Source organism: Actinotalea sp., from assembly GCF_035443605.1.
In the GTDB taxonomy this organism is placed as follows: Bacteria; Actinomycetota; Actinomycetes; order Actinomycetales; family Cellulomonadaceae; genus Actinotalea.
Genome location: NZ_DAORSQ010000069.1, coordinates 1 through 14,230 on the forward strand (window position 1 = coordinate 1; position 14,230 = coordinate 14,230).

A 14,230-nucleotide genomic window follows, 5' to 3' on the forward strand; every position below is an offset into this window, starting at 1 on the left:
CGTCGCCCCGGACGTCACCCGCCCGCGACGACGATGGTCGCGAGCCACAGCAGCGAGCCGACGGCGAGCGCGGCGACGGCGGAGCGGAAGAGGCGGCGCTCGCCGGCGCGGTCCTGGGCCTGGCCGCGTCGGAAGGCCGCGACGAGCAGCACGGCCCCGCCGATCGTGCCGCCTGCGCCGAGGGCGAGGAGCGCCTGGCTCAGCGGGCTCATCCGGCACTCCGGAGCGGGCCGGGGAGGGCACGACCGCCCCGGGACGGCGCCGTCATGCTCCGGTGGGCCCCTGGTCGTCCCGGCGGGACTCGGACACCGAGCGCACGGCGCCGGTGACCATGTCGCGCAGCTCTGGTGCGCGGTCCTTGACGAACTGGGTCGCGCGCTGCTGGCCGTCTGCGACGACGTCCTGGACCCGCGGGTCCTCCCAGGCCCTGCGCGCCTGCTCCCGGACGGTCTCGAGCTGCTCGCGACCTGCCCGGGTGCCGAGCAGGTAGCCGACAGCGCCGCCGATGAGGAATGCCGCCCTGGTGCGCATCCGTGGTCCTTCCGTCGTCCGTGCCGGGCCGGCGCCCGGCACGCTGCCGCCAGCCTACGGCGACACCCTCCCGGCACGCTCCCGGTCCTCGCGCGCGCCGGGTGCCCCCGGTGCCCTCCCGGAGCGCTCGGCATGGGAACATGGTCGCCATGGCCATGAGAGACATCCGCGTCATCGGCGATCCCGTGCTGCGCACGCCCTGCGAGCCGATCACCGACATCGACGCCCGCGTCCGCTCGCTGGTGGAGGACCTGCTCGAGACGGTCGACCACGAGGGCCGCGCCGGCCTCGCGGCCAACCAGATCGGCGTGGGCCTGCGCGCGTTCTCCTGGAACATCGACGACGAGGTCGGCTACGTCCTCAACCCGCGGATCGTCGAGCTCTCCGAGGACGAGTACCAGGACGGCGACGAGGGCTGCCTGTCCGTCCCTGGCCTGTGGTACCCCACCAAGCGCGCCTGGTACGCGCGGGTCGAGGGGACGGACCTCGACGGCAAGGCCGTGGTCGTGGAGGGCACCGAGCTCATGGCACGCGCCCTGCAGCACGAGGTCGACCACCTCGACGGGATGCTCTACATCGACCGACTGGAGCGGTCGGTGCGCAAGAAGGCCATGCGCACGTTGCGCGAGCAGATGGCCTGAGGCCACGCCGCGCCGCCCTCGTGGTGGCGCCGGGGCGGCGGATCGGGCATGCTGGCCACAGCACGCCGCGAGACCGTGCCCACCTCCCGGATCGGGATGAGGTCGTTGGGGAAGACGAACCTCGACCCGTCAGGAGGGATGACATGGCTGGTGCCATCACCCGCGGTGTCCTTTTCGTGCACTCAGCACCCCGTGCGCTGTGCCCCCACATCGAGTGGGCGGCAGGTGGCGTCCTCGGTGTGCGGGTCTCCATGGACTGGACGGAGCAACCGGCCGCGCCCGGGACGCTGCGCGCCGAGGCGTCGTGGCAGGGGGCTGCCGGCACCGGCGCGCGCCTGACCTCCGCCCTGCGCGGCTGGGCCCACCTGCGCTACGAGGTGACCGAGGAGGCCAGCCACGGCACCGACGGCGGCCGCTGGAGCCACACGCCGGAGCTCGGCATCTTCCACGCTCCCACGGACGTGCACGGCAACACGCTCGTCCCCGAGGACCGCGTGCGCGCCGCCCTCGAGCACGCGGCCGACCCGGACCGCCTGCGCCGTGAGCTGGACCTCGCCCTGGGGCAGGCGTGGGACGACGAGCTGGAGTCCTTCCGCTACGCGGGGGCCGGTGCCCCGGTGCGCTGGCTGCACCGCGTGGGCTGACCGTCCGGTCCGTGCTCAGGCGGTGGTGACCACCAGGGCCACGTTGTGACCGCCGAAGCCGAAGGAGTTGTTCACCGCGGCGATCTGCCCCTCGGGCAGCGCGCGCGGGGTGTCGCGGACCAGGTCGAGCACCAGCTCCGGGTCCGGGTCCGTGACGTTGATGGTGGGCGGGGCCGTGCGGTGATGGACGGCGAGCACCGTGAAGATCGACTCCAGCGCGCCGGCGCCGCCGAGCAGGTGCCCGGTCATCGACTTCGTGGCCGACAGCGCGACCCGGTCGGCGTCGGTCCCGAGCACGGCACGCACGCCGCGAGCCTCGATGAGGTCGCCGACGACGGTCGAGGTCGCGTGGGCGTTGACGTGCACGATGTCAGCGGTGCCGACGCCTGCGTCCTTCATGGCCATCCTCATGGCGGCGATCTGACCGCGGCCCGAGGGCTCGGGGGAGGTCATGTGGTAGCCGTCCGAGGACAGGCCGACGCCCGCGATCCTGGCGTAGACCGTGGCACCGCGGGCGGCGGCGTGCTCGGCGCTCTCCAGCACGAGGATGCCGGCACCCTCGCCGAGCACGAAGCCGTCGCGGCCCGTGTCGTAGGGGCGTGAGGCAGCGGCCGGGTCGTCGTTGCGGGTGCTCAGCGTGCGCGAGGCGGCGAAGGCCGCGATCGGCATGGGGTGGATGGCCGCCTCGGTGCCGCCGGCGACCACCACGTCGGCCCGGCCGCTGCGGATCATCTCCACGGCGTAGCCGACGGCCTCGGCGCCGGAGGCGCAGGCGGACACGAGCGCGTGGGCGCCCGCCCGGGCGCCGATCTCGAGCTCGACGTACGCGGCGGGGGAGTTGGGCATGAGCATGGGCACGGTCATCGGCAGGACGCGCCGGGCGCCCTTGGCCTGCAGCGTGTCCCACGCGTCGAGGATGGTCCAGATGCCGCCGATCCCCGAGGACACCACGACGCCGAGGCGCTCGGGGTCCACGACGGGGGCGCCGGCGTCGGCCCAGGCCTCACGCGTCGCGATGATGGCGTACTGCGCGGACGGGTCCATCCGCTTGGTCTCGGGGCGCGGCAGCACGTCGACGGCCGGCACGGCCAGCGAGGCGGCGAACGAGACCGGGATCCCGTACTTCTCGGCCCAGTCGTTCTCCAGGGTGCGGGCGCCGGAGGTGCCGGCCAGGGCCGCCCTCCAGGTGCTGGCCACGTCCCCGCCGAGCGGGGTGGTCGCGCCCAGACCGGTGACGACGACGTCGGGTGCAGTGCTCACGGGTCCTCCTGGCAGATGGTGGAGCTGGTCGGGGCCCGCGGGTGCGGGCCCCGACCACCGATGGGGCTCGGTCAGGCCTGCGCGCCGTTGATGAACGACACGGCGTCGCCCACGGTCGCGAGGTTCTTGACCTCGTCGTCCGGGATGCGCACCGAGAACTTCTCCTCCGCGAGCGTGACGATCGTCATCATCGACAGGGAGTCGATGTCGAGGTCGTCGGTGAAGGACTTCTCGGGCGAGACGGAGTCGGTGGGCAGCCCGGTCTCCTCGCTGACGATCTCGGCCAGGCCGGCCAGGATCTCCTGCTCGCTGTACGCCATCGTGGTGTCTCCTCGTGTGGTGGTGGCGGTCGGCACCCGGACGGGCACCGTGTCGTTCGGTCGTGCGGTCAAGGTCGAGCCGGTGGGGTGGCCCCGCCGTGCTCAGGGTAGGACGACGACCTGCGCCGCGTAGGCGAGTCCGGCGCCGAAGCCGATCTGCAGGGCGACCGCGCCGTGCGGCACGAGACCCTCGCGCAGCAGCCGCTCGGCGGCCAGCGGGATCGAGGCCGACGAGGTGTTGCCGGTCTCGGCGATGTCCCGGGCCACCACGACGGTGTCCGGGAGCTTGAGCTGCTTGATCATCTGGTCGATGATCCGCATGTTCGCCTGGTGCGGGATGAACGCCTCGACCTGGTCGGGCGTCACGCCCGCGGCCGCCATCGCCCGCTCGGCGACGCCGGCCATCTGGAACGAGGCCCACTTGAACACGCTCGCGCCCTCCTGGCGCAGCGTCGGCCACGGGGTCTGCTGCTCGAACGCCTCCTTCCAGGAGTGCGTCTGCGTGATGAGGTGCGCCTGGCCGCCGTCCGAGCCCCAGACGGTCGGGCCGATGCCCGGCGTCTCGGACGGCCCGACGACGACGGCACCGGCGCCGTCACCGAGCAGGAAGGAGATGGACCGGTCCGTCGGGTCGACGAAGTCGCTCATCTTCTCCGCGCCGACGACGAGGACGTTGCGGGCTGCGCCAGAGCGCACCAGGGCGTCGGCCTGGGCGATGCCGTAGGCGTACCCGGCGCACGCGGCGGAGATGTCGTACGCGGCCGCCGGCGTGGCACCCACCCGGTCCGCGACGAGGCAGGCACCGGCGGGGGTCTGGTGGAAGTAGGTGGTCGTCGCCAGCAGCACGGCGTCGATGTCCGCGCCCGTCAGCCCAGCGTCGGCGATCGCCGCGACGGACGCCTCGACGGCAAGGTCGATGACATCGGTCCCGGCGGCCGCACGGCGGCGCGTGACGATGCCCGTGCGCTGGCGGATCCACTCGTCGGACGAGTCGATGGGGCCCGCGACGTCGTCGTTGGTGACGGTCAGCTCGCCCCGCACGCCACCGATGCCCAGGATGCGCGAGTGCGCGGGACCGGTCGCCTGGGTCAGGGTGGGTCGGCTCACGCGGGGGTCTCCTCGCTGGTGGGGCTGGCGGTCTGGCCGTGCTGGGCGACGAGCTCGCGGGCGGCGGCGAGGTCGTCCGGCGTCCGGACGGCGACCGTCTCCACGCCCGGCAGGGTACGCCGTGCCAGGCCCGTGAGCACCCCTGCCGGGGCCAGCTCGACCATGCCGGTCACACCCATCGCGAGCAGCGTCTCCTGGCACAGGTCCCAGCGCACCGGCGCGACCACCTGGGCGACGAGCCGCTCGAGCACCTGGGCGCCGGTGGTGCCGACCGGGTAGACGGCGCCGTCGGCGTCCGAGAGCAGCGGCACGTCGGGCGTCGCTGCGGCCCAGCCCGCGGCGACGGGGGAGAATGCCTCGACGGCGGGCGCCATGAACGGGGTGTGGAACGCCCCGGCGACCTGCAGCGGGATGACGCGTGCCCGGGCCGGCGGATGGGCGGCGAGCGCGGCGAGCGCGGCCATCGAGCCGGCGGCGACCACCTGCCCGCCCCCGTTGACGTTGGCCGGGTACGCACCCGCGGCGGCGATCGCGGCGAGCACCTCGGCCGGGTCCCCGCCGACCACGGCGGTCATCCCGGTGGGCTCGAGCGCGGCGGCCGCGGCCATGGCGCGTGCGCGGGCGGCGACGAGGCCGACGGCCCCGTCGTCCGTCAGGACGCCGGCCAGCGCCGCGGCGGCGAGCTCACCGACGGAGTGCCCGGCCGTGACGCCCACGACGTCGGCGGCGGGGGTGCCGTCGAGCAGTGCGCGCAGCGTGAGCAGGGAGGCCGAGACGATGAGGGGCTGGGCCACGGCGGTGTCGCGGATGGTCTCGGCGTCCGACGTGGTGCCGTGGGCCAGCAGGTCCGTGCCAGCGGCGTCCGAGAACCCGGCGAGACGGTCGCCGACGCCGGGCACCTCGAGCCATGGCACGAGGAAGCCGGGGGTCTGGGAGCCCTGTCCGGGGCACACGATCGCGAGCACGCATCCACTGTGCCGGTATCCGGGCGCCGGACCGGGCTACGACGCCTACGAACCTCACGGGACCTCCTTGTACGGAACCTACAAGGGGGTGCCCCGCAGGCCGTCGAGCCGTCCGAGCGCGAGCGCGGTCTGCAGCACGTACGCCTCGCGCGCGTCCAGCGGGTCCCAGCCGGTGACCTCGGCGACCTTGCGCAGGCGGTAGCGCACCGTGTTGGGGTGGACGTAGAGCACCCGGGCCGCCGCCTCGAGCGAGCGGCCGTGCTCCACGTGCGCGGACAGGGTCTCCAGCAGCGAGCCTCCGGCGGCGACCAGCGGCCGGTAGGCCTGGTCGACGAGCGTGCGGCGTGCGACCGCGTCGCCCACGAGCACGCGCTCGGGCAGCAGGTCGTCGGCCAGCACCGGGCGCGGGGCGTGCGGCCACGCCGCGGCCGCGGCGAGCCCGGCGAGCGCTGCGGCCGCGGAGCGGCCCGCGTCGGCGACCGTGGGCACCGAGGGGCCGAGCACCACGGGCCCCGGGCCGAACCGGCCCGTCAACGACCGTGCCGCGGCACGCAGGTCGCCGTCGCCGCCGAGCACCACGACGAGGCGGTCGCCCTGGATGCCCACGAGGGCGTCGTCGGCGGCCCGCCGCGTGGCGCGGCGCATCTCGGCCGCGCGGACCTCGTCCAGGGGTGCGGAGATGGTGCCCACCATGACCAGTGCGCTGCCGTGCCCGCTCCAGCCCAGCGCGGCGATGCGTGAGCGGAGGGCGTCGTCGTCGTCGCCGCGCACGAGCGCGTCCACCACGAGCGCCTCGAGCCGCGCGTCCCACGCGCCGCGCACCTCCGCCGCCCTCGCGTAGACCTCGGCCGCCGAGAACGCGACCTCCCGCGAGTAGCGCAGCACGGCCTCGCGCAGGTCGCGCTCGGTACCGGGGGCCGCCAGCCGGTCGGAGTGGTCCTCGACCACCTCGACGATGAGCCGCACCAGCTGCAGCGTGTGCTGCAGCGAGATCGAGCGGGTCAGCTCCGGGGGCGCTGCGGCGAAGATCTCGCCCGCGCCGTGCGGCGGGGTGCTCGGGTCGGTGAACCACGTGATGAACGAGGAGATGCCGGCCTGGACCACCAGGCCCACCCAGGACCGGTCCTCGGCGGGCAGCGCGCGGTACCACGGCAGGTTCTCGTCGAGCTGGCGCATCGCGGCCGCGGCGAGCAGCCCTGACCCGTCGTGCAGGCGACGCAGGGTGTGGGCCTGGTCACGCTGCGCCGGGGAGACCATGGCAGCGAGCATAGGCGCACCGGGCCCCGCCGCGGCCCTGTGCGGAGCCCTCGGGTTGTCGGGACCCCACAACGACCCGAGGCGAGCCCAGGGCCCGGGCGGGTGGTGTGTGACGTGCTGGGCGACGTCGGCCAGGGGTGCTGAACGTCAATGGCGGCTATGGTCGGAGTCATGGCTCTGCTCTCACGGCTCCGCCGGTTCCTACGGCAACCCGTGCCGGCGTCCACCGTGGGCGTGCGGCGGGTCAGCCCGTCGCACCACGGCGACACGACGCGCGAGGACGCCCTGCGCGCCCGGCTCACGGCCGACCCCAACGACGCCGCGTCCTTCGCGGGCCTCGCCGAGATCGTCCGGCGGCGGGCGGCCGAGGTGGGCCACGACGGTGACCCGCTCACCGCGCCGCACGACGACGTCGAGCGGCAGCGGGCCGCCGACCTCGCCGTCTGGGCGCTGGCCGAGGAGATGGCCGGCCACCCCAAGGCGTGGTACCCGCTCATCGAGCTGGCCCGGCTCTCCGTGCACGACGACCGTGAGGGCGCCCTGCGCCGGCTCGCCACGGCCGCCGAGCGCGACACCACCGGGGCCGCCCTGGTCGAGGGCCTCGCCGTGCTCCGACTCGCGGGGCTGCCCGTCGAGGCGCTGGGGCTCGGCGTCGGGCACTGGCGGGTCCGCGAGCACGAGCCCGAGGTCGCTCGCCACCTGGTCCTCGCCGCGCTCGAGGCCGACCGCCCGCTCGAGGCGAAGCACCACCTCGAGGCGCTGGACCTGCACCCTGACCGCGTGGCGGCCGGTGCCCTGCGGGCGGAGCTCGAGCAGCTCGTCGCGAGGGTCGCGCGCCCCGGCGCCTGACCGCACCAGCACGCCCCGGGCTCGCGGGATCTCGAGCCGGCAGCACGACGCCCGGTGGACCAGTGGTCCACCGGGCGTCGTCGTCGAGGTCACACGTCGAGGTCGACCCGCGACGTCAGGAGTCGCCGCCCGCGGTGCCGGACGTGCCGGCCCGGACGTCGTGGATCTGGTACCTCTCGAGCGCCCGTGCCGCGGCGTCCGGGGCGACCTCGCCGCGACGCGCCAGCTGCTGGAGCACCCGCACCGCCGTCGACGGGCCGTCGATCTTGAAGTGGCGGCGCGCGGCGGCGCGCGTGTCGGAGAAGCCGAAGCCGTCCGCGCCGAGCGTGGCGTAGTCGCCAGGGATCCACTGGCGCACCTGGTCGACGACGAGGTGGTCGTAGTCGCTGGTGGCGACGAACGGACCGGCGGCCCCGGCCAGCTTGGCGGTGAGGTACGCCGTGCGCTGCTCGGCCTCGGGGTGCAGGAAGTTGTGCTGCTCGGCGGCCAGGCCGTCGCGCCGCAGCTCGTTCCACGAGGTCACCGACCAGACGTCGGCCCGCACGCCCCAGTCCTGGGCGAGCAGCTGCTGGGCCTCCAGCGCCCACGGCACGCCCACGCCGGACGCGAGGATCTGGGCCCGCGGCCCCTCGCCCTCGGCCACGGAGATGCGGTGGATTCCCCGCAGGATGCCCTCGACGTCCACGTCGGCCGGCTCGGCCGGCTGGAGCATCGGCTCGTTGTAGACCGTGAGGTAGTACATGACGTCGGGGTCGCGCCCGTCGTCGCCGTACATGCGCTGCAGGCCGTCACGCACGATGTGCCGGATCTCGTACCCGTACGCCGGGTCGTAGTGGATCACCGCGGCGTTGGTGCCGGCGAGCAGGGGCGAGTGACCGTCCGCGTGCTGCAGGCCCTCGCCGGTCAGCGTGGTCCGCCCCGCGGTGGCGCCGATGATGAACCCGCGGGTCATCTGGTCGCCCGCGGCCCAGAACTGGTCCCCGGTCCGCTGGAAGCCGAACATCGAGTAGAAGATGTAGAACGGCACCAGCGGCTGGCGGTGCGTCGCGTACGACGTGCCGACCGCCTGGAACGCGGCCGCGGAGCCGGCCTCGTTGATGCCGGTGTGCATGATCTGGCCCTGCTCGGACTCCTTGTAGGAGAGCATCAGCTCGCGGTCCACCGCGAGGTAGTGCTGCCCGAGCGTGTTGAAGATCTTCGCCGTCGGGAAGATCGAGTCGAGGCCGAACGTGCGCGCCTCGTCGGGGATGATCGGCACGATCCGGTGGCCGAACTCCTTGTCCTTGATGAGGTCCTTGAGCAGCCGGACGAACGCCATGGTGGTGGCGACGTTCTGGTGCCCCGAGCCCTTGGCCAGGACGTCGTAGACCTTGTCGTCCGGCAGGGTGATCGGCACGTGGTCCGCGCGGCGCTCCGGGACGTACCCGCCCAGCGCCCTGCGGCGCTCCTGCAGGTAGTGGATCTCGGGCGCGTCCGGGCCCGGGTGGTAGTACGGCGGGACGTACGGGTTGGCCTCGAGCTCCGCGTCGCTGATGGGGATGTGCAGCGTGTCGCGCAGCGACTTGAGGTCGTCGATCTTGAGCTTCTTCATCTGGTGCGTGGCGTTGCGGCCGGCGAAGCCGGACCCCAGGCCGTAGCCCTTGATGGTGTGCGCCAGGATGACCGTCGGCTGACCCGTGTGCGCCATCGCGGCCGCGTAGGCGGCGTAGATCTTGCGGTAGTCGTGGCCACCGCGCTTGAGCGCCCAGATCTCGTCGTCCGTCATCTTCTCGACGAGCTGCTTGGTGCGCGGGTCGCGACCGAAGAAGTGCTCGCGGACGAAGGCGCCGTCGTTCGCCTTGAACGTCTGGAAGTCGCCGTCCGGCGTGGTGTTCATGAGGTTGACCAGCGCGCGGTCCTTGTCGGCGTTGAGCAGGATGTCCCACTCGCGGCCCCAGATCACCTTGATGACGTTCCAGCCCGCGCCGCGGAACTGCGCCTCGAGCTCCTGGATGATCTTGCCGTTGCCGCGCACCGGGCCGTCGAGGCGCTGCAGGTTGCAGTTGACCACGAAGGTGAGGTTGTCCAGCTGCTGCTGAGCGGCCAGCTGGAGCATGCCGCGGCTCTCCGGCTCGTCCATCTCGCCGTCGCCGAGGAAGGCCCACACGGCCTGCTGGCTGGTGTCCTTGATCCCGCGCAGGTGCAGGTACCGGTTGGTCCACGCCTGGTAGATGGCGGAGGCCGGGCCGAGGCCCATCGAGACCGTGGGGAACTCCCACAGCTCGGGCATGAGGCGCGGGTGCGGGTAGGAGGACAGGCCGCCCGAGGGGGAGGAGACCTCCTGGCGGAACCCGTCGAGCTGCTCGGCCGAGAGCCGGCCCTCGACGAACGCCCTGGCGTAGACGCCGGGGGCCGCGTGACCCTGGAAGTAGACCTGGTCGCCGCCGCCCGGGTGGTCCTTGCCGCGGAAGAAGTGGTTGAGGCCGACCTCCATGAGGGTCGCGACCGAGGCGTAGGACGAGATGTGCCCGCCGACGCCGATCTCCGGGCGCTGCGCGCGCGTGACCATGACGGCCGCGTTCCACCGGATGAGACGCCGGTAGGCGCGCTCCATGACCTCGTCACCGGGGAAGTACGGCTCCTCGTGCACGCCGATGGTGTTGACGTAGGGCGTGTTCACCGACGTCGGCACGGCCACGTTGCGCTCGCGGGCCCGCTTGAGCAGGCTCAGCAGCACGTAGCGGGCGCGGGGGCCGCCGCGTTCGGAGAGCAGGTCGTCGAAGGACTCGAGCCACTCGCCGGTCTCCTCGGGATCGATGTCCGGGACCTGGCTGAGCAGTCCGTTGATCAGCGGTCCCGTCGTGTCACTCGCAGCCACCAGCAACCTCACCTCTCGTCCGCACCGCCCAGGGGCCCGGCGGGCCCTGACGACTCTGTGCTCGGGTCGGAGCGTGCGGGGCATGGTGCCCGCCCGCGGTCCTGGGACCATTGTCCGACCTCCGGGGCCGGAAAGTCACACCGACCGCTGGGTGATCTCGATGACAGGGACCCGGACGGTGGATCCGCACCGCCACAACGGCCCCTTGTCGCGCCCCGGGTCGATGGTGTGGGCTACCGTGAGGGCGCCGCCCCGCAGGGGGCGGTCACAGCAGCGGCCCCGCCGTTGCGCTGACGAGAGGAACGACGCACCAGTGGGATCGACCGCGGCACCGCAGGGTGTCCAGGACGGGTCCGGGGCCGATCGGCTCGGCTTCGCGGCAGGGCAGGTGGTCCAGGAGTTCGGCTGGGGCGACGACGTCGACGACGCTCTGCGCTCGGCCGTCGAGGGCGTCATCGGCTCGGAGCTCGTGGACGAGGACTTCGACGACGTCACCGACGGCGTGATCCTGTGGTGGCGCCAGGACGACGGCGACCTCACGGACGCCCTCGTGGACGTGCGCGCTGCCCTCGACGACGGCGGCCTCATCTGGCTGTTCACGCGCAAGGCCGGCCGCGACGGGCACGTGGGGCACAGCGAGATCGAGGAGGCCGCGACCACGGCCGGCCTGCACGCCACGAGCACCTTGGCGATCGCGGCCGACTGGTCCGCGACGCGCCTCGGCACCCGCAGCCGCGGTCGCTGAGCGTGACCTCGCCCGGCCCGGGCGACCTCGCGCCGGAGATCGTCCTGCCGGACACCCACGGCACGCCCGTGTGCCTGACGTCGCTGCGCGGCCGGCCCGTGGCGCTCGTGTTCTTCCCGTACGCGTTCTCCCGGATCTGCGGCGCGGAGCTGTGCGAGCTGCGGGACAACCTCGAGGACTTCGAGGTCGCCGGCGTCCGGGTGCTGGGCATCTCGTGCGACCCGATGTTCACCCAGCGGGCCTGGGCAGAGCAGGAGGGCTTCGGGTTCGCGCTGCTCTCCGACTTCTGGCCGCACGGCGCCGCGGCGAGCGCCTACGGCGTGTTCGACGAGGCCGCGGGCATGGCGTTACGGGGCTCGTTCCTGCTCGACGCCGACGGGATCGTCCGCTGGAGCGTCGTCAACCCGCGCGGCCAGGCCCGTGACCTCGGCGCCTACCGGGCGGCGCTCGCCGCCCTGTGACCCCGGGCCCCGTCAGGTCCACCACGGGCGGCACGCCGGTAGGCTGGGCGGCCGTCGGGCCTGTAGCTCAGTTGGTCAGAGCGCCGCGCTTACACCGCGGAGGTCGTCGGTTCGAGACCGGCCGGGCCCACCCCGCTGGCGGTAGCGTGCGGTCCGTGACCGCAACGCTCGCCGACGTCATCGCCCTGCTGGACCGCCGCTACCCGCCATCGACGGCGGAGTCATGGGACGCCCCCGGGACCGTCTGCGGGGACCCGGCCCAGCCCGTCGAGCGTGTCCTGTTCGCGGTGGACCCGACGGCCGCGGTGGTCGACGAGGCGCTCGCGTGGGGGGCCGACCTCCTCGTCACCCATCACCCGCTCTTCCTCCGGCCCGTGCACTCCGTGGCCGCGACCACCTACAAGGGCGCCCTGGTCCACCGACTCATCCGCGGCGGCTGCGCGCTGCACGCGGCGCACACCAACGCCGACGCGGCCGCTGGCGGCGTGGCCGAGGCGCTGGCGGCGGCGATCGGTCTGGTCGACCTCGCGCCGCTGACGCCGCTGGACCAGCCGGCGCTGGACCTGCACGTGGTGCTCGTCCCCACGGCGCACGCCGAGGCGGTGGTCGACGCGCTCGCCGCCGCCGGAGCGGGCGCCGTGGGGGACTACAGCCGCTGCGCGTGGACGACGCCGGGGACCGGCACCTTCCTGCCCGGTGCAGGGTCCCACCCGGCGGTGGGCCAGGTGGGGCAGGTCGAGCGGGTGACCGAGGAGCGGGTCGAGATGGTCGCGCCGCCGCGTCTGCGGGCCGCCGTGGTCGCGGCGATGCGGGCGGCGCACCCCTACGAGGAGCCTGCCTTCCAGGTGCTCGAGTCCGCCGCGCTGCCGGGTGGCACGGGGATCGGCCGGATCGGTCGGCTGCCCGTGCCGATGAGCCTGCGCCACTTCGGCGAGAAGGTCGCCGCGGCGATCCCGGCCACCGAGCAGGGTGTGCGGATCGCGGGTGACCTCGACGGGACCGTGACCACGGTCGCCGTGGTCGGCGGGTCGGGGGACTCGCTGTTCGACGCCGTGCGCAGCGCAGGGGTGGACGCGTACGTCACAGCCGACCTGCGCCACCACCCGGCCTCAGAGCTGCGCGAGCGCGCGGCGTTCGAGGCCGGCGGCAGCGACCCGCACCGCGGCCGTCCCGCCCTGGTGGACGTCGCGCACGCCGCGAGCGAGTGGCCGTGGCTCGCCGGTGCGGCAGCCACCCTGGAGCGCGACCTCGCCGCGGCCCGGCCGGGCACTACGGTGGTCACGCGGGTGAGCACCCTGCGCACCGACCCGTGGACCGCGCGGATCGCCTCGCCCGTCCCGACCCCACCCGGAGGACCCGACCTGTGACCACAGCCCCCGTGGCCGACCAGCTGCGACTCCTCGAGGTCCAGGCCCTGGACACCCGCACGCAGCAGCTCGCCCACCAGCGCCGCACCCATCCCGCGCACGCGCGCGTGGCCGAGCTCGCCGCCCAGGTGGCAGACCTCGAGTCCGCCGTCGTGACGTCCCGCACCGCCGCCGGCGACCTGCGGCGCGAGCTCACCAAGGCCGAGGCCGACGTCGAGCAGGTGCGCAGCCGCGCCACGCGCGACCAGGCGCGGATGGACTCGGGTGCCGCATCGGTCAAGGACGTCCAGGCGCTCGCCACGGAGCTGGAGAACCTCACCCGGCGCCAGGCTGCGCTCGAGGAGATCGAGCTCGACGTCATGGAGCGCCTCGAGGCCCACGAGACGGCGCTCGCCGGGGTCACGCAGGCCCGCGACGAGCTGCTCGCCTCCCAGCAGGCGGCGCAGGCGGACCTGGCCGCGCAGCTGGCGGTCATCGACGAGCAGGTCGCGGCCGTCAGCACCGAGCGCGCCACCCGCGTGCAGGGGCTCGACGCCGGGCTCGTGACGCTCTACGAGCGCCTGCGCGAGCAGCTGGGCGGGCTCGCCGTCGCCGCGCTGCGCGGGCGGCGGTGCGAGGGCTGCCGCCTCGAGCTCAACCCCAGCGACGTCGCACACCTCAACGCCGCGGAGCCCGAGCAGGTGGTCCGCTGCGAGGAGTGCGGGCGGATCCTCGTGCGCGGGGCACCCGTCGTCCGGTGATCCGGGCTCGTCGTGGCCGATGACGCCCTGACGCTCGTGCTCGTGCGGCACGGGCAGACGCCCATGACCGTCTCCGGTGCCTACTCCGGCTCGTCCGGGCCGGGCCCGGAGCTCACGGCCGCCGGCCGGGTCCAGGCGGCCCAGGCGGCGGACCTCGTGGCCCGGATGGGCAGGTCCGCCTGGCCGGAGCTGCCGCACCCCGGAGCACTGGTCGCCTCGCCAATGGTGCGGACCCGGCAGACCGCTGCGGCGGTGGGCCGTCGGCTGGGTCTGCCCGTGCTCGTGGACGCCGCGCTGGCTGAGTGCGACTTCGGCGCGTGGGAGGGCCTGACCGCGGACGAGATCGACGCGAGCTGGCCCGGCCACCTGCGGCGCTGGCACCGCGAGCCCGGCCTGCCCGCACCCGGCGGGGAGTCGATCGAGGATGTCGGGGCGCGCGTGGCGCCCGCGCTCGACGCACTGCTGGCCGGCGGGACGGGACGCACC

At 74.2% G+C, this 14,230-nt stretch carries 16 protein-coding genes and 1 tRNA gene; 9 read left to right on the forward strand and 8 right to left on the reverse strand.

Features of this window, described 5'->3' with window-relative positions; genetic code table 11:
* Positions 1-14: 14 nt before the first annotated feature.
* Both PKY62_RS08885 and PKY62_RS08890 read right to left on the reverse strand, forming a co-directional pair.
* The gene (locus tag PKY62_RS08885) at positions 15-212 is read right to left on the reverse strand and encodes a hypothetical protein (RefSeq protein ID WP_324536352.1); all 198 of its coding nucleotides are present in this window, start codon (positions 210-212) and stop codon (positions 15-17) included.
* 52 nt (positions 213-264) lie between these two features.
* Positions 265-531 carry a YtxH domain-containing protein gene (locus PKY62_RS08890; protein WP_324536353.1) on the reverse strand — a complete coding sequence of 89 codons (267 nt, stop codon included), beginning with the start codon at positions 529-531 and terminating at the stop codon, positions 265-267.
* Positions 532-680: 149 nt separating this feature from the next.
* Here PKY62_RS08890 and def point away from each other — a divergent pair, with 149 nt between their 5' ends.
* Both def and PKY62_RS08900 read left to right on the forward strand, forming a co-directional pair.
* Positions 681-1,172, forward strand: coding sequence for a peptide deformylase (def, locus tag PKY62_RS08895; RefSeq protein WP_324536354.1), 492 nt, complete (start codon positions 681-683; stop codon positions 1,170-1,172).
* Positions 1,173-1,315: 143 nt separating this feature from the next.
* On the forward strand, positions 1,316-1,816 hold the full coding sequence (locus PKY62_RS08900; protein ID WP_324536355.1) for a DUF3145 domain-containing protein: 501 nt from the start codon (positions 1,316-1,318) through the stop codon (positions 1,814-1,816).
* A gap of 15 nt (positions 1,817-1,831) precedes the next feature.
* On the opposite strand, the gene PKY62_RS08905 is transcribed toward PKY62_RS08900, so the two are convergent.
* The 5 genes from PKY62_RS08905 to PKY62_RS08925 all read right to left on the reverse strand — a co-directional run bounded on the left by PKY62_RS08905 (position 1,832) and on the right by PKY62_RS08925 (position 6,725).
* Complete coding sequence (locus PKY62_RS08905) at positions 1,832-3,076, reverse strand: beta-ketoacyl-[acyl-carrier-protein] synthase family protein (RefSeq protein WP_324536356.1); 1,245 nt, start codon at positions 3,074-3,076, stop codon at positions 1,832-1,834.
* Between the two features lie 71 nt (positions 3,077-3,147).
* Complete coding sequence (locus PKY62_RS08910) at positions 3,148-3,396, reverse strand: acyl carrier protein (protein ID WP_324536357.1); 249 nt, start codon at positions 3,394-3,396, stop codon at positions 3,148-3,150.
* 102 nt (positions 3,397-3,498) lie between these two features.
* Entirely contained in the window at positions 3,499-4,503 is a 1,005-nt protein-coding gene (locus PKY62_RS08915) for a beta-ketoacyl-ACP synthase III (protein WP_324536358.1), read from the reverse strand.
* Positions 4,500-5,468 (reverse strand): ACP S-malonyltransferase, encoded by a 969-nt coding sequence (locus PKY62_RS08920; RefSeq protein ID WP_324536359.1) that lies wholly within the window; start codon positions 5,466-5,468, stop codon positions 4,500-4,502. Before PKY62_RS08920 ends, PKY62_RS08915 begins: the two co-directional genes overlap by 4 nt.
* A 78-nt stretch (positions 5,469-5,546) precedes the next feature.
* Positions 5,547-6,725: a PucR family transcriptional regulator gene (locus PKY62_RS08925; RefSeq protein ID WP_324536360.1), complete on the reverse strand. Its 1,179-nt coding sequence runs from the start codon at positions 6,723-6,725 to the stop codon at positions 5,547-5,549.
* Positions 6,726-6,896: 171 nt separating this feature from the next.
* On the opposite strand from PKY62_RS08925, the gene PKY62_RS08930 reads away from it, so the two are divergent.
* Positions 6,897-7,574, forward strand: a complete 678-nt coding sequence (locus PKY62_RS08930) for a hypothetical protein (protein ID WP_324536361.1) — start codon at positions 6,897-6,899, stop codon at positions 7,572-7,574.
* Between the two features lie 115 nt (positions 7,575-7,689).
* On the opposite strand, the gene aceE is transcribed toward PKY62_RS08930, so the two are convergent.
* A complete protein-coding gene (gene aceE, locus PKY62_RS08935) occupies positions 7,690-10,431 on the reverse strand; it encodes a pyruvate dehydrogenase (acetyl-transferring), homodimeric type (protein WP_324536362.1) in 2,742 nt (913 codons plus the stop codon).
* A gap of 313 nt (positions 10,432-10,744) precedes the next feature.
* Here aceE and PKY62_RS08940 point away from each other — a divergent pair, with 313 nt between their 5' ends.
* The 6 genes from PKY62_RS08940 to PKY62_RS08965 all read left to right on the forward strand — a co-directional run.
* Entirely contained in the window at positions 10,745-11,176 is a 432-nt protein-coding gene (locus PKY62_RS08940) for a DUF3052 domain-containing protein (protein ID WP_324536363.1), read from the forward strand.
* 2 nt (positions 11,177-11,178) lie between these two features.
* Positions 11,179-11,637 carry a peroxiredoxin gene (locus PKY62_RS08945; protein ID WP_324536364.1) on the forward strand — a complete coding sequence of 153 codons (459 nt, stop codon included), beginning with the start codon at positions 11,179-11,181 and terminating at the stop codon, positions 11,635-11,637.
* A gap of 56 nt (positions 11,638-11,693) precedes the next feature.
* A tRNA-Val gene (locus PKY62_RS08950) sits at positions 11,694-11,767 on the forward strand.
* 25 nt (positions 11,768-11,792) lie between these two features.
* Positions 11,793-13,004, forward strand: coding sequence for a Nif3-like dinuclear metal center hexameric protein (locus PKY62_RS08955; protein ID WP_324536365.1), 1,212 nt, complete (start codon positions 11,793-11,795; stop codon positions 13,002-13,004).
* On the forward strand, positions 13,001-13,744 hold the full coding sequence (locus PKY62_RS08960) for a zinc ribbon domain-containing protein (RefSeq protein WP_324536366.1): 744 nt from the start codon (positions 13,001-13,003) through the stop codon (positions 13,742-13,744). The genes PKY62_RS08955 and PKY62_RS08960 overlap by 4 nt, the downstream gene beginning before the upstream one ends.
* A gap of 12 nt (positions 13,745-13,756) precedes the next feature.
* The coding region (locus tag PKY62_RS08965; protein WP_324536367.1) for a histidine phosphatase family protein at positions 13,757-14,230 on the forward strand (474 nt) is incomplete at its 3' end.